This window comes from Pseudonocardia acidicola (assembly GCF_012911935.1).
Classification (GTDB): Bacteria; Actinomycetota; Actinomycetes; order Mycobacteriales; family Pseudonocardiaceae; genus Pseudonocardia; species Pseudonocardia acidicola.
In genome coordinates this window covers 82,730-102,372 of the sequence record NZ_JAAXLA010000012.1, presented here as the reverse complement: position 1 = coordinate 102,372, position 19,643 = coordinate 82,730, and the positions used below count along the sequence as shown (strand labels likewise).

The following is a 19,643-nucleotide window of genomic DNA, read 5'->3' as shown; positions in this document are numbered from 1 at the left end:
GCCCGAGGGCCTCCCCCGCTTCCGGGAGACGACGATCTACACCGAGGACACCGGGCACATGCCGGTCCGGGTCCCGGAGCGCGGTTGTCGCCGCCGCGGCCCGGATCCCGAGGACCCGGCGGGAACCCGCTGGCTCTACGAACCCGACGACGACCCGTTGGCTCAGGCGCCCTTGACGAACGCGGTGACGGAATTGGCCACCAGTTGCACCGCAATGGCCGACAGGAGCAGACCCGAGATCCGGGTGATGAGCGTGATGCCTCCGTCGCGGAGCAGATGGAGCAGGCCCACCGAATAGCGCATGATGAGCCACAGCGACAGGTGTACGGCGGTCACGCCACCGGCCAGGGCGATGGCGTCTGCGACGGTGTGGACCTGCCGGACGAAGACGATCGTGGCCACGATCGCTCCGGGACCGGCGAGCAGCGGCGTCCCGAGCGGGACCAGGGCGACGTTGACGTCGCCCGCCTGGGCCGGCATCTGCTCGTGCCCGGTCAGCAGTTCGAGGGAGACGAGCAGGAGCAGCAGCCCGCCCGCGCCCTGCATCGCGGCCACCGTGATGCCGAGGTAGTTGAGGATCGACTGGCCGAAGAGCGCGAAGACCGCGATGACGAAGAACGAGACGAGAACCGCTTGTCCGGCGAGCCGCTTTCGCTCCTGACGGCTGCGGCCGCCGGTCAACGCGAGGAAGATCGGGATCGTCCCGACAGGGTCCATGATGACGAACAGCGTCACGAAGACCGAGATGAAGAACTTCAGGCTCGTCACGGTCGGGTCTCGACAGCCACGTTCGGCGTCCCTTCGATCGTCCACGCCGGCCAGGACGGACGGATGCCGGGCCGCCGTGCGGCGGCCCGAAGCCTTGATTGCCACCTCGGGCCGCCGGAAAACGGATCGGGCTCCATCAATCGCGGCAATTCCCGGCACACTGCGGTCGTGTCCTCGGCGCGCTGGGTGCTGCACGTCGACCTCGACCAGTTCATCGCCGCCGTCACCGAGGTCGCCACGCTCGCCCGCCGGGTCGCCGCCGACGTCGTGGCCGACGGGCGCCCGGCCGTCCGGGTGGGCGTGAAGGTGCGGTTCGTGCCTTTCCTCACGCGCACCCACAGCCCGACGCTGGACGCCCCGACCAGCGACGCCGCTCACCTGGAGGCGGCCGCACCGGAGGTGCTCGAGCGGTTCGACCGCGACCGGCCGGTGCGCCTGCTCGGGGTGCGTGCGAAATTCTCGGAGTGACCGGCGCCGTCCGGGCGGCTGCACGATGTGCAGCCGCCACGGCCCGTCGGCACTCGGGTTGACCGTGATGTGGCGCTCGGCCGGCGCGACATCCTCGACGAGCAGCCCCCCGGCCCGGTGCGCACCGAGGTGCCGTCACCGGCGTAGGTCACGAGGTGGCCCCGCGCTGTGTTGCACAGGCTCTCCTGACGTGCATGGGCCTCAAAATTTCTACACTGATGACTACAGAACTCTTGCATCTACTGATGCATGTCGCCCATACTTTCGGGCACAGCTCCACGCTGCAGGTGGCATCGCAGTCCGAGCCTCAGAAGGGAGAGATCCGCGATGCTGATGCGTACCGACCCGTTCCGGGAACTGGACCGACTGAGTCAGCAGCTGTTCAGCACGACCGGTACCGCGGCGCGACCGGCCGTCATGCCGATGGACGCTTTCCGCCAAGGCGAGCAGTTCGTCGTGCAGTTCGACATCCCCGGCGTCGACCCCGGCTCGATCGATCTCGACGTCGAGCGCAACGTCCTCACCGTCCGGGCCACGCGCGACGGGCAGCTCCCCGACGACGTCGAGATGCAGGTCGCGGAGCGCCCGCGCGGGGTGTTCACCCGGCAGCTGTTCCTCGGCGACACCCTCGACGCCGACAAGATCGACGCGACCTACGACTCCGGCGTGCTGACCCTGCGCATCCCGATCGCCCCGCAGGCCAAGCCTCGCAAGATCCAGATCGGGGGCGGGTCCGGGGTACAGCAGATCGACGCCTGACCCGCGGGCGACCGGCTGGAGTGACGACCATGCCTGCACCAACACCGCACGGACGGTCCGCATCAGGCCCGGAAACCGAGCAGTTCGCCGAGATCATCTGCAATGATGCCGACTGGCTCCGGCAGGAGTTCGACGCGATCGTCGCCGCCGGCTGGCCCGTCGCCGACCATCCGGTTCCCTGCTCGCCACCGCCGCGGGTCGGCGTTCGCTGCGCCCGGCTGCCGGTCCCGGCCGGACTCCCGGGGCCGCACCGGCTCGTCGCGTCACCCGGCGTTCCCGGGCCCCCGCCCGGGCCCTACGAGCGGTCCCCGCCGCGGGGCACACCCGGATCGCCGTCCTCACATCAGCCAGGAAGCCGCACCACGGACGGAGGTGATCGTCTGGATCGACCGGCGAACATCACATCGACAAGAGTTTCTCCCTGACGGCGGGGCCCGGCGCGGTGCCGGGCCCCGCTCCGTGTACGGCTGCCCGGCCGACCCGCCACCACAGCCGTCCCCTGCGAACCCGGAGTGATGATGGCCCTGCACAACGTCTGGATCGCGACCGCCAGCGACGGCCTGGTCCGCGCCGATCAGATCGTCGGCATCGGTACCCACCAGACGCCCCGGCTCGCCGGCAAACCCGCCCACTGGCTGTTCTACGTCAACGTCGCCGTGCCGGCGGGCAGCGGCACCCCGGGCGGCTGGGACGTCGGCATCCTCAACCGCACCATCGTCCAGTGCTCGCAACAGCCGACCGAGGCGCCGGTCCAGCTGGCGCAACTGCTCTCCCACCTCGACGCCACCGGCGCCGCCGGGCTCGTCGAGGCCCGTTACTCGGGTCCGCGCGGCAACGGCGGGGACACCGCCGAGGTCGATCTCGGCTTCACGCCGTTCCCCGTCCTCGCCGCGCAGTCGCGAATCCACGCCGTGCAACCACAGCCCCCCGCCGACAGGACGTGACCGTCGGCGGTCCTCAGGGTCAGGCCGCGGGCAGCCGGGCGGCGTCGCGGCCGGGCAGCCCGTGGGCCTCGGCGACCTCGCGGCTGACCAGCTCGCCGTCGTGCGTGCTCAGGCCGCGGGCCAGGGCGGGATCGGCGGCCAGTGCCCGCTGCCAGCCGGCGTCGGCGAGGCGGGTGACGTAGGGCAGCGTGGCATTGGTGAGGGCGTAGGTGGAGGTGTGCGGCACCGCGCCGGGCATGTTCGCCACGCAGTAGAACGTCGACCGGTGCACGACGTAGGTGGGGTCGGCGTGCGTCGTCGGCCGCGAGTCGGCGAAGCAACCGCCCTGGTCGATGGCGATGTCGACGAGCACCGAACCGGGCCGCATCGCGGCCACGAGATCGTTGCCGACGAGCTTCGGCGCGCGGGCACCGGGCACGAGAACCGCGCCGATCACGAGGTCGGCCTCGGTGACCGCGCGCTCGACGGCGAGCCGGCTCGACGCGATCGTGCGGACCCGGCCGCCGAACCGGGCGTCGATCTCGCGGAGCTTCGGGATGCTGAGGTCGAGCACGGTGACGTCGGCACCCATCCCGACGGCGACGGCCGCAGCGTTCTGCCCGGCCACCCCACCGCCGAGGATCACCACCTCGGCGGGCTTGACACCCGGGACACCGCCGAGCAGCACCCCGCGCCCGCCCGCCGCGCGCATCAGGTGCGCCGCACCGGCCTGCGGGGCCAGTCTGCCGGCGACCTCGCTCATCGGGGCGAGCAGCGGCAGCGACCCGTCCGCCAACTGCACCGTCTCGTAGGCGATCGACGTGGTCCCGGCGGCGAGCAGTGCCTCGGTGCAGGCGCGCGACGCGGCCAGGTGCAGGTAGGTGAAGAGCACCTGGTCGCGGCGGAGACGGTGGTACTCCGACTCGACGGGCTCCTTCACCTTCAGCAGCAGCTCCGATTGCGCCCAGACCTCGTCTGCGGTGGGAACGATGGTCGCACCCGCGGCGACGAACTCCTCGTCGGTGATCGAGCTGCCTTCCCCGGCACCCTGCTCGATGAGCACCTGATGGCCCGAGCTGGCGAGCTCGTGGGCACCCGCCGGGGTCAGCGCGACGCGGTACTCGTGGTTCTTGACCTCGCAAGGAACTCCGATTCGCATACGGCAAGCATGAAGATTATGCGGATCTGCCGCAACAATTCCGCAGCATGTTCGGTAAACTGCCGCGATGAAGCCCGACAGTTCGAAATCGATCCGATCGCGGGGCCGTCCACCGCAGGATGTTCGGCCCGTCACACCCGCCCTGGACGACACCGACCGCGCGATCCTGCGCGCGCTCGCCACCGACGCCCGCATCCCGAACAACGCGCTCGCCGAGCAGGTGGGCATCGCCCCCTCGACCTGCCTCGCCCGGGTCCGGGCGCTGCGCGAACGCGGCGTGATCCGCGGCTTCCACGCCGACATCGATCCCCGGGCCGTCGGCCACGACCTGGAGGCGATGATCGCGGTCCGACTGCAGGCACATGCGCGCAGCAACATGGCCCAGTTCGTGGCCCGCATCAGCGCATTGCCGGAGGTCCTCGACGTCTACTTCGTCGCCGGCGCCAACGACTATCTGATCCACGTGGCCACCTCCAGCACCGATGAGCTGCGCTGGTTCGTGGCCGAGCAGCTCAGCCGCCACCCCGACGTCGCGAACACCGAGACGAGCCTGATCTTCGAGCACATCCGGGCGGCCGGGCGCAGCGCCTGACGGATCGAGGCCCTGGTCAGGGCCGGTCGCGGAGTATCGCCTGGGCAGCCTCCGTGACGATGTCGCGCATCGCCCGTTCCGCCGCTGCGACGTCTCCGGCCTGCACAGCCTGCGCGACGTCGGCGTGCAGCCGGATCGCGGCGGGTTCGGGATGAGGCGGCATCAGATCGTGGCGGGTGCGTCCGGCGAGCACCTCGGCCACGACGTCGACGAGCGCGGCGAGCATCTCGTTGCCAGAGGCCTCCAGCAACGTCCGGTGGAACCGGACGTCGGCCTCGAGGTAGGCCTGCAGGTCCCCGGAGCGGCCGTGCACGGCCATCTCCATGACCGCGCCGGTCAGCGCACCGCACTGCTCGGGGGTCGCACGGCGGGCGGCGAGCGCCGCGGCCATCGGTTCGACCCCGCCGCGCAGCTCGGACAGGGACCGGAGCTGGTCGGCGCGGCCGTCCCCCTCCAGCCGCCACCGGATGATGCGGGGGTCGTAGACGTTCCACTGCGCCCGGGGCGCCACGGTCACCCCGACCCGGCGCCGGCTGGTCACCATGCCCATGGACTCCAGCACCCGGATCGCCTCGCGGACCACGGTGCGAGAGACCCCGAAGCGGTTCTCCAGCTCGTCGGTGCGCAGTACCCGGCCCTCGGCGAGCTCGCCGGCGGCGAGCAGCCGGCCCAGGCCGTCGAGCACGCCGGCATGCAGTCCTGAGCCACCCGGGGTCGCCGTCACGCCCGAATCCTCGCACCTTTCCACCCAGCCAGGCCGCAGACGCTCGAATAGTACTATCTATATCGATTCAGTCTTGCAATAGTCATACTTTTGACGCACGCTCCCCTCACCTCATCCGGACCGGCGCTCATGAGAGGACTGCAACGATGCCCGTCCACCCACTCCCGGCACCCCCGCCGCTGCTGACCGTCATGGGCGTGTCCGGCTCGGGCAAGACCACGGTCGGCGCCGCACTGGCCCAGCGGCTGCGGGTGCCCTTCACCGACGCCGACGACTTCCACCCGGCCGCCAACATCGCCAAGATGTCGGCCGGGCGCCCCCTCGACGACGCCGACCGGATGCCCTGGCTGCGCGCGGTCGGCGCCTGGCTCGCCGGCCACGCGCAGACCGGCGGCGTCCTGAGTTGCTCGGCGCTCAAGCGCGCCTATCGCGACGTCCTGCGCGGATCGGCGCCCACGGTCGCGTTCGTGCACCTCGCCGGCAGCCCCGCCCTCGTCGCGCGCCGGGTCGCCGGCCGCCCCGGCCACTTCATGCCGGCGGCACTCGTGGCCTCCCAGTTCCACACCCTCGAGCCGCTGCAGCCCGACGAGCCCGGCGTCACGCTCGACCTGGGCCTGTCCGTCGACGACCTCGTCGAGAGCTACCTCGGCTACGTGGCCGCCGACGGGCGCCCCCTCGCGCAGGGGGCCTGAGCCATGTCCACCGCCACGTTCGCGCTGGCCCAGGCGGCCACCGCCTCCGGCCCGCGACTGCTCGCCGCGGCGCTCATCGGCATCGCCCTGATCGTCCTGCTGATCACCCGGTACAGCGTGCACCCGTTCCTCGGGCTGACCCTCGGCTCACTGGTCGTCGCCGCGATCGCCGGCCTACCGGTAGCCACGGCCGTCGACAGCTTCACCAAGGGCTTCGGCGACACCGCGGCCGGCGTCGGCACGCTGATCGCGCTCGGCGCGATGTTCGGAAAACTGCTGGCCGACTCCGGTGGCGCCGACCAGATCGTCGACACCATCATCGGCCGCTCGAGCACCCGCGCCCTGCCCTGGGCGATGGCCGTGGTCGGCGCGTTGATCGGGCTGCCGATGTTCTTCGAGATCGGCCTGGTGCTGCTGATGCCGGTGATCTTCCTGGTGGCCCGGCGGTCCGGGCTCTCCCTGATCCGGGTCGGGATCCCCGCGCTGGCCGGGCTGTCGGCGATGCACGGCCTGGTCCCGCCACACCCGGGCCCGCTCGTGGCGGTCGACGCCCTGAAGGCCAACCTGGGGATCACGCTGGCCCTCGGCGTGCTCGTCGCGGTACCGACCGTCGCGATCGCCGGACCGCTGTTCGCCCGCTACGCGGCGCGCTGGGTCGACGTCGGGGCGCCGGCGCTGTTCGCGGCCTCGCAGGTCGCTGACGAGAGGCCGGGCGCGGGCCCGGGTGCCGCGACCGCGCTGGAGACGCGGACCGTGCGGCGGCCGTCCTTCACGATCACCATCGCGACCGTGCTGCTGCCGGTCGTGCTGATGATGGGCAAGGCGCTCGCCGACATCTTCGCGACCGAGGGCCATCTCGCCCGCACGGCGCTGGACTTCCTCGGCACCCCGCTGATCGCCCTGCTCATCGCCGTGGTCGTCGCGATGTTCACCCTCGGCGGCGGAGCCGCCATGGGCACCAAGGCCGTCGCCGCCTCGCTCGAGCAGGCGCTGCCCCCGATCGCCGGCATCCTACTCGTCGTCGCGGCCGGCGGCGGGTTCAAGCAGACCCTGGTCGACACCAAGATCGGCGATCTGATCGCGGGCTGGGTCGAGGGCAGTGGGGCGTCGGTGCTGCTGCTGGCCTGGCTCGTCGCCGTCGCGATCCGCCTGGCCACCGGCTCGGCGACGGTCGCCACCGTGACCGCATCGGGCATCCTCGCACCGCTCGTGGCGCACCTCGACCCCGGCCAGACGTCGTTGCTGGTGCTGGCGATCGGCGCCGGCTCGCTGTTCTTCTCCCACGTCAACGACGCGGGGTTCTGGCTGGTCAAGGAGTACTTCGGGCTGAGTGTCGGGCAGAACATCAAGACCTGGTCGCTGATGGAGACGGTCGTCTCCGTGGTGGGCCTGGTGTTCGTGCTGCTGCTCGGCCTGCTGGTGTAGCCGGTGCGGTGCCCGGGCCGCCCGCCCGGGCACCGCACGCCGGACCGCACCGGCGGTGATCAGGTCTTCACGATGGCCTGCACGTCCAGCGTGATCTCGATCGTGGAACCGATCACGGGCAACCCGTGCGCGAGGGCCTGTGTCCAGTTCAGCGTGAAGTGCTCGCGGTGCAACTCGGTCCGCGCGATCGCGCCGGCCCGCGTGCCGTTCCATTCCTGCATGCCCAGGAACGTCGTGTTCAGCTGCACATCGCTGGTCAGGCCGTGCAGGGTGAGCTCGCCGTCGATGAGCCACTTGTTGCCGCCCCGGCCGGAGAACCGGGTGCTGGAGAACCGCAGCCACGGGAACCGCTCGACGTCGAGGAAGTCGGCCGAGCGCAGGTGGGCGTCCCGCTGCGCGATCTGGGTGTCGACGCTGGCCGCATCGATGACGACGTCGACGTGGGAGTCCTCGAACGGTTCAGCGATCTGGATCTGACCGCGGAACCGGTTGAACCGGCCGAACACCCGGGACATCGCGATGTGCCGAGCCACGAAACGGATCGAGGTGTGGTCCGGGTCGATGTCGTAGATCCCCGCTGCAGGCGGGGCCGCTGTGATGTCGGGCCGCAGTGTCAGCCGGCCGACCTCGGCGTGCCTGCCCCACTGGACCTCGACCACGTTGTCGACGGCCTGGAAGCCGCCGGCCTCGGCTCGGATCCGGTGCTCTCCGGGTGCGACGGCGGCGGCGAACAAGCCGTACGCGTCGCTGTCGACATGGGCCACGCGGCGGGTGGACCGGTCGAACACCGAGATCACGGCGCCGGCCAGGGGCCGCCCCTCGACGTCACAGACCTGGCCGCTGAGCAGCCCCCCGGTGAGCGGGATCGGGATCAGGGCGTTGCGCCCGGCATCGACCCCGCGTCCGGCCCGGTCACCTCGTCGCAGGAAGCCCAGCATCCCCAAAACAGCTCCATTCAGTCATCGGCCGCGATCGATTCACCACCCTCAGACGGTCCCCGCCTGCGGGGCGCCCTGGCACCCGCTGGCGCGGGCCGGAGGCCCCGGCCAGCCGTGGCGGGGCACTCCACCACGGCGCCCCGGGTGGGCAGCACCTGGGGCGGACCGCCCCGCCGGGGAGCGCAGGGACAACCTGACAGTAACGACGGCCCCCCATTCGTACCACGCAGCTGGGGTGAGCGATGACGCGTTAGCGGCCGATAGTCGCCCTCCGTAATCAATCCGCACGAACGCGACGATCAGGCCACGACCCTGCCGGAGGCGCCGCGTCACGGCCGCGGACTCAGCGCAGCGCCTCACGGCGGCCCTGCGGGGCAGGTCGAGAGAGTGCTCGGCACCCGCGGTCTAGAGTCATCAGGTGGCTGCTCCGCCGTCAGGTCCCCACGAGGCAGACGCTCGGCCTCGGGTCGACCGGATCACGGACATGCTGCGCGAGGCCATCCTGTTCCACGAGTTCGCGCCCGGCGAGAAGCTGCGCGCGGTCCAGCTCGCCGAACGGTTCTCCACGAGCCCGACACCGGTCCGCGAGTCGTTGGCCCGGCTGGCCGGCGAGGGGCTGGTCACCTACTCGCCACAGCGCGGCGCCCGGGTCGCCGAGCTGTCACAGGCCGAGATGGTCGACGTGTACGAGATCCGGGCCCTGCTGGAGCCGCTGGCCCTGCGGCGGTCGCTCGCCCGGGCGACCCCGGAGTGGATGGAGGCGGTGAACACGGCTCACCAGGCCATGGCCGACGCCCTCGTTCGCCCCTTCCAGGACATGAGCGCAGCGGAGTACGCGACCTATGAACGGCGGCACCTGGCCTTCCACAAGGCCCTGCTGGACAACTGCGGTTCCCGGTGGCTGCAGCAGTTCACGTCGCTGCTGGCCGAGCAGTCCAGCCGGTTCCGGCGGCTCTCGCTCGACGCGCGGGGCGGGCACACCGCGGTGAGCGCGGAGCACCAGACCATCCTGGAGGCCTGCCAGGCGCTCGATCCCGACGCCGCCTCCGCGGCGATGCAGGCGCACATGACGCGTACCCAGAACGCCATCGCCCATGTGCTGCCCGATTGAGGTCGCGTTGCCGGCCGGGCAGGACCGGATCCGTCAACGCAACGGGACGACCTCGGGCGCATGCAGGATCCGGGACCGGACGGCCCCCAGCCGTTCGATCTCCAGGACGACCTCGTCCCCCGGCGACAGCCAGGGGTACGCCTGCTCGCCGTGCACCCGGGAGAGTTCGAGGATGCAGCCGGTCCCCACCGTGCCGGAGCCGATGACGTCGCCCGGGCGCAGGGTCGTTCCCCGGGAGGCGTAGGAGATCATCTGGGCGAACGACCAGTGCAGGTCGGCCAGGTTCCCGGCGCTGTAGCGGCGGCCGTTGACCGTGGCGGTCATCGGCAGGTCGAAGGCGTTGCCGCCGCGGTGGTCGGCCAGCTCGTCGGGGGTCACCAGGTAGGGGCCAAGGCTCGTCGCTCCGTCCTTGCCCTTCGCCGGGCCGAGGCCTTGGCGCATCTCGTGATCCTGCAGGTCACGGGCGCTCCAGTCGCACAGGATCGTGTAGCCCGCGATGTGCGACTCGGCGTCCTCCACCCGGATGTTCGCCCCGGGCCTGCCGATGATCGCCGCGGCCTCCAGTTCGTAGTCGAACTGCGTGGAGCCCGGCGAGATCTCGACGTCGTCGCACGGGCCGCGCACCGCCGCGGGGTTGGTGAAGTAGAAGACCGGGATCTCGTACCAGACCGGATCGACGGTCCTTCCCAGCGCGGCCATCGAGGTGACCACGTGCTCCTCGAAGGCCATGAAATCGCGGATCGACGGGGGCACCGGGACGGGCGCGCAGAGCGTCGCGTCGGCCTCCGGGATCACCTCCAGCGGGTCGGACTCGATCGACCGGGCGGCCTCGGCGAGCCGCTCGCCGTCGTCACCGAACAGGTCCAGCAGCCGGTCCCGACCGCGGAGCCCGGCCACGGCCCCGCCGCGCACGAGGCCGATGTGCTGCTGCCCGTCGGCCGGGGAGAGATAGGTGACCCAGCGCATCGTCCGTCCTCAGGCGTAGCAGGTCAGCGGCTTGCCGCCGTTGTAGGTCACCATGTCGGCCAGCGCGGCGGCCAGATCGATCCGGGCCCCGCGCTCGGCGCCGTCGAGCTCGGCGTAGGCGCGGTGCAGGTTGCCGACGATGCGCTCCGCATCGAGCAGATCGGCGAACCGTCCGAGGTCGGCCTGCCGGGCCGCGTCGAGCGGGGACAGGCCGGCGGCCTTCGCCTCCCGGGCGGTGTCGCTGACGAAGCGCAGGTAGTCCAGGACCGGGTCGATGATCTCGGGCCCCCCGACCTCACCGTGTCCGGGCACGATCGTCGTGGCCGGGTACTGCTTCAGACCCTCGACGGCCTCGATCGCACCCGCGATCGAGCCCATCAGCAGGAACGGGGTGCCGCCGTTGAACAGCAGGTCGCCGGTGAACAGCACCGACTGCTCGGGCACCCAGAGGATCGAGTCGTTGGTGGTGTGCGCGGGCGTGCCGACGTGGCGCAGCTCGCAGCGCACGTCGTCGACCCAGACCGACACCTGATCGGTGTAGGTCAGGAACGGCGGGGCGAGCTCGACGTCGCCCCAGTCCACGTCCTGCCAGAACGGGGCCGAACGCGGCGGGCCGAAGGCCAGCATCTCCTCCCGGATCCGCTCGTGACCGACGATCGTGGCGCCGCGGAACAGGTAGTTGCCGAAGGTGTGGTCGCCGTGGTGGTGGGTGTTGATCAGCGTCCGCACCGGCTGGTCGCTGACCGTGGCGATCGTGTCGAGGTAGGCGCGGGTCCGGGCCTCGGTGGAACACGCGTCGACGCTGACGACCCCGGTCCGGCCGACGAGGAAACCGGTGTTGTTGATCCACCAGGTGCCGTCGGGCTGGATGTAGGCGAAGACGTTCTCCGCCACCTCCTGCAGGCGCGCGTCGGTGATGGCGACTCCCGGCGGCGGAGCGGACGTGCTCATCGTGACCTCCTCCTCATCGGTGACATCGTCAGGATTCTCCAGCCGCGGCGCAGCCGCGGACCCGGGCCGCCGCGTCGCGGATGGACGCGACGATGCGCTGGTAGCCGGTGCAACGGCAGAGGTTGCCGGCGATCGCCTGGCGGATCTCGTCGTCGCTGGGGTCGGGATGGGAACGGATCAGCTCGCGCGCCGCGAACAGGTGGCCGGGCAGGCAGAAGCCACATTGGAATCCGTCGTTGTCCCAGAACGCCTCCTGGATCGGGCTGAGGTCCCCGGGAGATCCCATGGCGTCCACGGTGGTGATCTCCGCACCCTCGGCACTGGCCGCGAGCAGCAGGCAGGACTTGACGATCCGGCCGTCGAGCTCCACCGTGCAGGCCCCGCAGTCCCCGTTCAGGCAGCCGACGTGGGTTCCCTTGAGGTTCAGCTGCTCCCGGATCACCTCGACCAGGAGCTGCCGGTCCTCGCAGCTCACCTCCCGCGGCCGGCCGTTCACCGTGAGGGTCAGGCGCCGGGCCGGAGCGGTACCGGTGGGGTCAGGGGTTTCTGCGACGCTCATCGCCGTTCACCGTTCCCGGTCTGTGCCAGGGCCCTGCGGGCGACCACGGCGGCCACGTCCAGCCGGTAGGACGCGGGGGCCAACTCGTCCTCCCACGGGTCGTCGATGTGCGACCGCACGAGCTCGTCGAACTCGCCGTCGTCGAGGGGCAGGCCTCCGGCGGCGATCACGGACGTGGCATCGATCCTGATCGGACGGCCACTGACCGCGCCCAACGTGATCACCGCACCCGCATCGTCGACCGTGGCGGCGGCGGTGGCGATCGGCCAGCTGCTCTCGGCCAGCTTGAGCTTGTAGTAGCCGGTCCGGGCGGGCCGCAGCGGCACCCGGATCGCCGTCACCATCTCGTCCGGCCGCAGTGCGGTACTGAAGGCGCCGCGGAAGAACTCGCCGGCCGGCACGTCGCGCCGCCCTTCCGGGCCGTGCAGCCGCAGCACGGCATCCACGGCCACCAGGCAGCCCGGGATGTCGGAGGCCGGATTCGCGTAGGCGGCAGAACCGCCGACGGTGCCCTGGTTGCGTAGCTGGGTGCCGCCGGTGATCCCCGCCGCGGCCGTGCGCAGCACCACGGCCGACCCGGCGAGCCCACGGGCGGCGAGGAGGTCCGAGTAGGTCGTCATCGCACCGATCTCGGCCCAGCCGTCCTCGATCCGCACGCCGGCCAGTCCCAGTTTCCTCAGGTCGACGACGTGGCCGTAGGTCTGGTCCCCGCGCACCATGGCGGGGACCAGCACCGTCCCACCGCCGAGCACGGCCGCCGATCCGCCGTGCTCGGCGAGCAACGCGGCAGCGGCGTCGAGGCGCTCGGGCGCGTGGTGGGTGAGAGGTGATCGGATCATCGCCGGCCTGCCTTTCTGATCGCCGCGAGGATCCGCGGAGCGCTCAGCGGCATCCGGTGGACGGACACCCCGAGGGGTGACAGTGCATCGTTGACCGCGTTCGCGACCGAGGCGACCGCGCCGGCCGTTCCGCTCTCCCCACTGCCCTTCATCCCGAGCAGGGCGAACGGCGACGGAGTCACCTCGTGACCGGTGCGGATCCACGGCAGGTCGGGCGCCCGCGGCATCAGGTACTGCTTGAACGTCCGCGCCCGCAGCCGCCCGTCGGGGCCGTAGGGCAGCTCCTCCCACAGCGCGCCGCCGATGCCCATCGCGATCGCGCCGAGGAACTGGCTCTCCACGAGCACCGGGTTGATGATCGTGCCGCAGTCGTGCACCCCGGAGTAGCCGCGCAGCGTCACCACGCCAGTGCCGGGATCGATCTCCACGACCGCTATGTGCGCCGAATAGGGAAACGACGGGTAGGGCGACCATCTCCCCTGCTCGTCGGGGAGGTTGTGCACGTTGGCGGGGGTGTAGGTCCGGGTCGACTCGAGCTGGGCGTCGTCGAGGCCGGCCACCGCGACGGTGCGCCGGAAGACCGCGCCGGCCAGGTCCCGGATGCTCATCGAGCGTTCCGGCGCCGCGACCCGGCCGCCGGCAAAGACGATCTTCTCCGGTGCCGTCTCCAGCAACACCCCGGCGGCACGGGCCAGGGTGTTGCGGACGTCGCGGGCGGCGAGCACCGCGGCCGCGCCGCCGACGGTCAGCGACCGGCTGCTGAAGTTGCCGTACCCGTAGGGGCACAGATCGGTGTCGCCCTGGATGACCGTCACGTCGCCGGGCGACATGCCCAGCTCGGCCGCGACCAGCTGGGCGATCGCGGTCTCGTTGCCGGTGCCGGGGCTCGTGACGCCGGTGAGCACCGTGGCCCGGCCGCTGGGGTCCATCCGGACCGTCGAGGTGTCGAAACCGCGCAGCAGCGCACCGGAGAAGTCCCCGCCCTCGGGCGTGAGCTCGAAGCCGATCCCGACACCGACGAGCCGGCCTGTCGCGCGATCCCGGGCCTGTTCGCGGCGGAGGTCGTCGTAGCCGGCCAGTTCGAGGGCGTGATCCAAGGTGGCGGCGTACCGCCCGCTGTCGAGGTGCTTGACCGCGGTCCAGTACGGGAACTCCTCGGGCGGGATGAAGTTGCGCCGGCGGACGCCGGCGGGGTCGAGCGACAGTTCGGCCGCGACGAGATCCACGATCCGCTCGATGGCCAGCGCGGCGGACTCCTTGCCGTAGCCGCGGGCGCCGTTCCACGGTGGCTTGTGGGTGACGACGGCGACCGACTCGACGTCGTAGTCGGTGATCCGGTACGGCCCCGGAAAGGCCATGCCGGCCACGAAGGCCATCCCCCACCCGCCGCTCGCGCCGAGTGCCCCGACGTTGGCGAGAATCCGGTCCCGCAGCGCGAGGATGCGCCCGTCGTCGTCGAAGGCGACCGTGAAGCGGTGCACGAACTCGCGGGCGCCGACGAGCATGCACTCCTCGCGGCTCTCCACCCACTTCACCGGTGCGCCCACCATGCGGGCCAGCAGACAGACCAGGGATTCCTCGGGGTAGCCGTGGAACTTGTGACCGAAGCCCCCACCGAGCCGGGTGGCGACGACCCGCACCGACGACTCCGGCACGTCGAGGATCTCGGCCAGATGCGACCGCAGTGGATGCGGGTTCTGGGTCGAGGCGTAGAAGGTCAGCCGGCCGTCGGGGCCCCACGAGGCCAGGTAGCCGCGAGTCTCCATGGGGGCGGTCTGGTACCGGGCGATGTGGATCTCGCCGTCGAGGACGTGCGGAGCCGAGGCGAGCACGGCGGCCGCGTCGCCCTCGGCGAACGGCAGCCGGATGAGCACGTTGTCGTCCCAGCCCTCGAAGAGCGTGGGGGCCTCCGGGGCGAGGGCCTCGTCGGCGTCCAGCACGAAGGGCAGCGGCTCGTAGTCCACGACGACCGCGTCGAGTGCCGCCTGGGCGTCGTGCACGGTCTCCGCGACCACCGCCGCGACCGGCTCCCCCTCGTAGCCGACGGTGTCGACGGCGAGGCAGCGGAAATCGGCGGTCCTGCCGCCGACCAGCGCCGGATCGAAGAAGTGCGGGATGATCCCCGCGGCGTCGCGGGCCTCCTGACCGGTCAGCACCAGCCGAACGCCCGGCCGGTCGTCGGCCGCCGAGGTGTCGATCCCGCGGATCCGCGCGTGCGGATGCGGGCTGCGCAAGACGGCGGCGTGCAGGGTGCCCGGGAGCACGACGTCGTCGAGGTATCCGCCCCGTCCGGTCAGGACGAGGTCGCCGTCCTTGCGGCGGATCTGCTCGATCGGCGGTGCTGCCGGAACCGGCGAGGGGGTTGTATCCACCTGCGGAGCGACGATCTCGGTCATACGGACCCGCCTTCGTTGGAGGACCCGCGAAATCTATAGATTTTTCGGGGGCAGGACAAGGGCCCGTTCATCCCAGCGAGCGGGCCCGGCACGCGAGCTGCAGCATCAGCACGGCGTCCGGATCCTCCGGGTCGACGTCGAGCAGCTCGAAGATCCGCCGCACCCGATAGGCGATCGCGTTGCGGTGCAGGTGCAGCACGGCCGCCGCACGGGTGGTCGAGCCCTGGTTGTCCAGGTAGACGCGCAGGGTCTGCAGCGCGGTCCGGCTCTTCTGGGGGCCGAGGTCGTCGAGCGGGCGCAGCAGTGAGTCGACGGCCTCGCGCGCGCTGTCGGAGGCGAACCATTCGATCAGCGTCCGCTGCAGCCCGACCTCGTCGAAGCTCGTCGGCACGTTGATCCGGCGCCCCGCGTGCCCGGCGGCCAGCGCGGCGCGGGCCTCGGCCAGCGTCGTCCGCAGGCCGGTGGCGCCGACGTGGGTGCTGCCGACACCACACACCAGCGCGATCTCCGGGAGCCGGGAGAGGATGCGCCGCAGGATCTGCGCGGCGGCGTGCGCGACGTCGCGACCGCCGCGGCTGCCCAGGTCGTGGCGCTCCATCCGGGTCAGCAGCAGCCCGGACCCGATCCGGGCCCGGTGCCAGACACCACCGGTGGCGCGGGCGGCCTCCAGGCCGAGCGTCGCGACCCGGTCGGTGATGCGCAGCGAGACCAGTTCGTCCTCCGCCGCGAGGGCGGGGAGGTTCTCGATGTCGATCAGGATCGCGGTGTGCCAGCCGTCGATGGTCAGGCCGGCCGCCCGCATGCGCTCCAGCAGCCGGTCGCCGTGGTCCGGGCGCGCGAGCACGAACTCGGAGATCAGCTCGCCGCGGGAACGGATCGGCGCGTCCTCGGCCTGGCGGGCGGCGGCGCGGGCCCGGGCGACGGCGGCCGCGGCCAGGTGCACGACGGCGTCCGCCGCGTCCTCGGCGTGGCCGTCTCCGCGCGGAGCGCTCACCATCGCCTCGATCTCGTCGGAGACGACGACCGGCGCGGCGATGTCGGCCGGCCCGGGGTCGCGCAGCTCGACGGGCGCGCCGAGCGCGCGCGTCGCGGCGCGCAGCAGGCCCTCGGGGGTGGCGGCGTCGGCGGTGCCGCCCTCGAGGGCGCGCAGCGCCGCCCGGATCCGCGCGAGCGCCACCTCGGGGCCGCCCGCCAGTTCGCGGTGCAGGGCCAGCAGCAGCGCGGCCAGGTCGCAGTCGGCGCGCGTCCGCAGGACGGCGACCGAGACCCGGCGGGCGAGCGCGGCGGCCGTCGGGGCGATGCCCTCGCGCCCGTCGGTGAGCACGACGGCACTGATGTCGCGCGAACCCACCGTGCGCAGCGCGACGTCGAGCCGGTAACTCACGGCGTCCTGCGACGCGGCGTGCGTCAGGACCGCGAGCGTGGCCTCCTCGAGGTCGCCGAGCCGACCGAGGTCCTCGACGAGGGCGATCCGGCGCACCGGGGCGTCGGAGTCCGGACCCGCGAGGCGCCGCAGCAGCAGGCGCAGGTCCGGCGCGTCCAGCAACGCCTGCAAGGAGTCCACGGCGCTGAAGTATCGAGTCGCGGTGCATGATGCACAAGAACTCGCGTGTTCAGTGGCGGACCGCCCAAAGACCGACACGGATGGGCGACACATACTTGCGGCCGAGGAGCGGAGCCACCATGACCCAACGCCAGGAGCGGGGCCGCGACAGCGGAACCCCCGCCGCGCGAGCCGACCGGGGATCGATCGACATCGACGATCTCCCGGCCCTCGCGCGCGGCTGCGCGGTCATGGGCGCCGGGGGCGGCGGCGATCCCCTGGTCGGCGTCCTCATGGCGCGCGAGGCGATCCGGCAGCACGGTCCGGTGCGGCTCGTCGGCCTCGACGACCTCGCCGACGACGGCCTCGTCATGCCGTGCGGGCTCGTCGGTGCGCCGACCATCGCGATCGAGAAACTCGAGAACGGCGGTGAGGGCGGCCGGCTCGCCGACGAGGTGGAGGCCCTGACCGGCCGGCCCGTCGCGGCGATCATGCCCTTCGAGATCGGCGGCGCGAACGGGCTCATCCCGCTGACCTGGGCGGCCCGGCAGGAACTGCCCTACGTCGACGCGGACGGCATGGGCCGCGCCTTCCCGACCATGCCGCAGATGACCATGAACCTCGCCGGGGTTCCCTCGAGCCCGTGCGTGATGGCCGACGAGCGGTTGAACACCCTGGTCATCCGGGCCGGCAGCGTCGAGTGGACCGAACGGCTGCTGCGCTCGTCGACCGCGGCCTTCGGCGGCGCCGCCGTCGCCGCGCTGTACCTGATGGACGTGGCGACCGCGCGCCGCGCGACCGTCCCCGGGTCGGTCTCCCGGGCGCTCGAACTCGGCGCCGCGATGACGCGCGCCGGCGCCGCCCCGATCGACACCGTGGTCGGCGAACTGGCCGCGGTGGAGCTGATCCGCGGCAAGATCATCGACGTCGAGCGGGAGACCTCCGGCGGGTTCGTCCGCGGTTCGGCGATCATCGAGGACGCCGCCGGCGAGGGCAGGCTGCTCCGCCTGGAGATCCAGAACGAGAACCTCGCCGCGCTCGAGGACGGCGAGGTCCGGGCCTGCGTGCCGGACATCATCACCGTGCTCGATGCCCGCACCGGCGAGGCGATCGTGACCGAGCGGCTGCGCTACGGGCAGCGGGTCGGCGTCATCGCCTTCCCCGGCCCGCAGGTGTGGCGAACCCCGGCGGGACTGGCGGCCGCCGGCCCGGCCGCGTTCGGGCTCCGCTTCCCCTACACTCCCGTCGACACCGGGGGCCTGCATGCGAGCTGACCTGCGCCTGGGGATCGACGTCGGCGGCACGAACACCGACGCCGTCGTCGTGGACCGTGCCGACGTGCTGCTGGCCAAGGCCAAGGCACCGACGACACCCGATGTGACCGCCGGCATCGCCGCGGCCATCGAGGCGGTCCTCGACGGGCTCGGCGAGGGCCGCGACCGCATCACGCACGCGATGCTCGGCACCACCCACGCCACCAACGCGCTGCTCGCCCGCGACGGGTTGCGCCGGGTCGCCGTGCTGCGGATCGGCGGCCCGGCAACCCTCGCGGTCCCGCCGCTGGCGACCTTCCCGGCGGACCTGCGGGCAGCGGTGGCGGTCGGCGCGACCGTCGTCGCCGGGGGCATGGAGTTCGACGGCACCGAGATCGCCCCGTTCGACGCGGACGCGACCGCCCGGTTCTTCGACTCCGTCGCCGGCCGGGCGCAGGCGGTGGCCGTCACCAGCGTCTTCCCCGCCGTCTCCGACCGCCACGAACTCGCGGCCGAGGCGATCGCGCGCGCTGTGCTGGGTGACGTGCACGTCTCACTCAGCCACGAGATCGGCAGCATCGGCCTGATCGAGCGCGAGAACGCCACAGTGCTCAACGCCGCGCTGGTGGGGGTCGCACACACCGTCGCACACTCGTTCGGTGACGCGCTGGAGCAGCACGGTCTGCGGCCGGCCCGCTACTTCGCGCAGAACGACGGCACGCTGATGGAGCTCGAGTACGCGCTGCGCTACCCGGTGCTGACGATCGGCTGCGGGCCCGCCAACAGCATGCGCGGAGCGGCCCACGTCAGCAGCCTGCGCGACGCCCTGGTCGCCGACGTCGGCGGCACCTCCACCGAGGTGGGGGCCATGGTGAACGGCTTCCCCGGGGAGTCCAACGAGTCCGTGGGCATCGCCGGCGTCCGGACGAACTTCCGGATGCCGGCCCTGGTCACGCTGCCGCTCGGCGGCGGCACGATCGTGTCCGGCGGAGACCGGCCGGTCCGCGTCGGACCGCAGAGCGTGGGTTACCGGCTGGCCGAGTCGGCGCTCGTGTTCGGCGGCTCCACGCAGACGCTGACCGACGCCGCGGTGGCCGCGGGGCGGGTCGAGGTCGGCCACTGCGCGCCGCACCCCCGGCACCACCCCGCGCTCGCCCAGGCGCTCGCCTGCTCCGACGCGATGCTCGCCGAGGCGATCGACCGGGCGAAGGTCGTGCCCGGGGACCAGCCCCTGGTCGTGGTCGGTGGTGGCGGGTTCCTGGTGCCCGACGACGTCCCCGGGGTCAGCGAGGTGCACCGTCCGCCCGACCACGAGGTCGCGAACGCGATCGGTGCCGCCATCGGGCTGGTGAGCGGCCAGATCGAGCGGATCGCGCGCTTCGGGGCCGGCGGCCGGACCGCGGCGATCGCCGAAGCCTGCGAGAGCGCCCGGCTACAGGCGGTACGGGCCGGTGCTGACCCCGAGTGCACCGAGATCGTCGACGTCGAGGAGGTCCCGCTCGCCTACCTCACCGATCCCGCGGTGCGGATCAGGGTCAAAGCCGCCGGGACCCTGCGGTTCGTCTGAGACCGCGGCC

The 19,643-nt window shown here is 72.2% G+C and carries 19 protein-coding genes; 9 read left to right on the top strand and 10 right to left on the bottom strand.

Going from position 1 to position 19,643, the window contains the following annotated elements:
* Positions 1-162 precede the first annotated feature (162 nt).
* On the bottom strand, positions 163-768 hold the full coding sequence (locus HF526_RS09280) for a MarC family protein (protein ID WP_169380935.1): 606 nt from the start codon (positions 766-768) through the stop codon (positions 163-165).
* A 168-nt stretch (positions 769-936) separates the two neighbouring features.
* On the opposite strand from HF526_RS09280, the gene HF526_RS35230 reads away from it, so the two are divergent.
* The 3 genes from HF526_RS35230 to HF526_RS09265 all read left to right on the top strand — a co-directional run bounded on the left by HF526_RS35230 (position 937) and on the right by HF526_RS09265 (position 2,939).
* A complete protein-coding gene (locus HF526_RS35230; protein WP_476705396.1) occupies positions 937-1,236 on the top strand; it encodes a DinB/UmuC family translesion DNA polymerase in 300 nt (99 codons plus the stop codon).
* A 327-nt stretch (positions 1,237-1,563) separates the two neighbouring features.
* Positions 1,564-1,995, top strand: a complete 432-nt coding sequence (locus tag HF526_RS09270) for an Hsp20/alpha crystallin family protein (RefSeq protein WP_169380933.1) — start codon at positions 1,564-1,566, stop codon at positions 1,993-1,995.
* Positions 1,996-2,513: 518 nt separating this feature from the next.
* Complete coding sequence (locus HF526_RS09265) at positions 2,514-2,939, top strand: hypothetical protein (RefSeq protein WP_211176981.1); 426 nt, start codon at positions 2,514-2,516, stop codon at positions 2,937-2,939.
* 19 nt (positions 2,940-2,958) lie between these two features.
* Here HF526_RS09265 and ald read toward each other — a convergent pair whose 3' ends face one another.
* On the bottom strand, positions 2,959-4,077 hold the full coding sequence (gene ald, locus HF526_RS09260; protein WP_169380932.1) for an alanine dehydrogenase: 1,119 nt from the start codon (positions 4,075-4,077) through the stop codon (positions 2,959-2,961).
* Between the two features lie 67 nt (positions 4,078-4,144).
* On the opposite strand from ald, the gene HF526_RS09255 reads away from it, so the two are divergent.
* Complete coding sequence (locus tag HF526_RS09255; protein ID WP_169380931.1) at positions 4,145-4,669, top strand: Lrp/AsnC family transcriptional regulator; 525 nt, start codon at positions 4,145-4,147, stop codon at positions 4,667-4,669.
* 16 nt (positions 4,670-4,685) lie between these two features.
* Here HF526_RS09255 and HF526_RS09250 read toward each other — a convergent pair whose 3' ends face one another.
* Positions 4,686-5,393 (bottom strand): FCD domain-containing protein, encoded by a 708-nt coding sequence (locus HF526_RS09250; protein WP_169380930.1) that lies wholly within the window; start codon positions 5,391-5,393, stop codon positions 4,686-4,688.
* A gap of 146 nt (positions 5,394-5,539) precedes the next feature.
* On the opposite strand from HF526_RS09250, the gene HF526_RS09245 reads away from it, so the two are divergent.
* Positions 5,540-6,085, top strand: coding sequence for a gluconokinase (locus HF526_RS09245; protein WP_211176980.1), 546 nt, complete (start codon positions 5,540-5,542; stop codon positions 6,083-6,085).
* 3 nt (positions 6,086-6,088) lie between these two features.
* Positions 6,089-7,510 carry a GntP family permease gene (locus tag HF526_RS09240; protein WP_169380929.1) on the top strand — a complete coding sequence of 474 codons (1,422 nt, stop codon included), beginning with the start codon at positions 6,089-6,091 and terminating at the stop codon, positions 7,508-7,510.
* A 59-nt stretch (positions 7,511-7,569) separates the two neighbouring features.
* Here the strand turns inward: HF526_RS09240 and HF526_RS09235 are convergent, their stop codons facing one another.
* Positions 7,570-8,448, bottom strand: a complete 879-nt coding sequence (locus HF526_RS09235; protein ID WP_211176979.1) for a YceI family protein — start codon at positions 8,446-8,448, stop codon at positions 7,570-7,572.
* A 418-nt stretch (positions 8,449-8,866) separates the two neighbouring features.
* Between HF526_RS09235 and HF526_RS36860 the strand changes: the two genes are divergently transcribed.
* Positions 8,867-9,559, top strand: a complete 693-nt coding sequence (locus HF526_RS36860; RefSeq protein WP_338051377.1) for a GntR family transcriptional regulator — start codon at positions 8,867-8,869, stop codon at positions 9,557-9,559.
* 33 nt (positions 9,560-9,592) lie between these two features.
* Here the strand turns inward: HF526_RS36860 and HF526_RS09225 are convergent, their stop codons facing one another.
* From HF526_RS09225 to HF526_RS09200, 6 genes are all read right to left on the bottom strand, one after another.
* The gene (locus HF526_RS09225) at positions 9,593-10,525 is read right to left on the bottom strand and encodes a fumarylacetoacetate hydrolase family protein (RefSeq protein ID WP_169380927.1); all 933 of its coding nucleotides are present in this window, start codon (positions 10,523-10,525) and stop codon (positions 9,593-9,595) included.
* Positions 10,526-10,534: 9 nt separating this feature from the next.
* A complete protein-coding gene (locus HF526_RS09220) occupies positions 10,535-11,476 on the bottom strand; it encodes an MBL fold metallo-hydrolase (protein ID WP_169380926.1) in 942 nt (313 codons plus the stop codon).
* 28 nt (positions 11,477-11,504) lie between these two features.
* On the bottom strand, positions 11,505-12,035 hold the full coding sequence (locus tag HF526_RS09215) for a (2Fe-2S)-binding protein (protein ID WP_169380925.1): 531 nt from the start codon (positions 12,033-12,035) through the stop codon (positions 11,505-11,507).
* Complete coding sequence (locus HF526_RS09210; RefSeq protein WP_169380924.1) at positions 12,032-12,874, bottom strand: FAD binding domain-containing protein; 843 nt, start codon at positions 12,872-12,874, stop codon at positions 12,032-12,034. Before HF526_RS09210 ends, HF526_RS09215 begins: the two co-directional genes overlap by 4 nt.
* On the bottom strand, positions 12,871-15,270 hold the full coding sequence (locus tag HF526_RS09205) for a xanthine dehydrogenase family protein molybdopterin-binding subunit (protein WP_169380923.1): 2,400 nt from the start codon (positions 15,268-15,270) through the stop codon (positions 12,871-12,873). The genes HF526_RS09210 and HF526_RS09205 overlap by 4 nt, the downstream gene beginning before the upstream one ends.
* A gap of 67 nt (positions 15,271-15,337) precedes the next feature.
* The gene (locus HF526_RS09200; protein ID WP_169380922.1) at positions 15,338-16,834 is read right to left on the bottom strand and encodes a helix-turn-helix domain-containing protein; all 1,497 of its coding nucleotides are present in this window, start codon (positions 16,832-16,834) and stop codon (positions 15,338-15,340) included.
* 119 nt (positions 16,835-16,953) lie between these two features.
* Here HF526_RS09200 and HF526_RS09195 point away from each other — a divergent pair, with 119 nt between their 5' ends.
* Positions 16,954-18,087, top strand: a complete 1,134-nt coding sequence (locus tag HF526_RS09195; protein WP_169380921.1) for a DUF917 domain-containing protein — start codon at positions 16,954-16,956, stop codon at positions 18,085-18,087.
* Positions 18,077-19,633, top strand: coding sequence for a hydantoinase/oxoprolinase N-terminal domain-containing protein (locus HF526_RS09190; protein ID WP_169380920.1), 1,557 nt, complete (start codon positions 18,077-18,079; stop codon positions 19,631-19,633). Before HF526_RS09195 ends, HF526_RS09190 begins: the two co-directional genes overlap by 11 nt.
* The last annotated feature ends 10 nt before the right edge of the window (positions 19,634-19,643 follow it).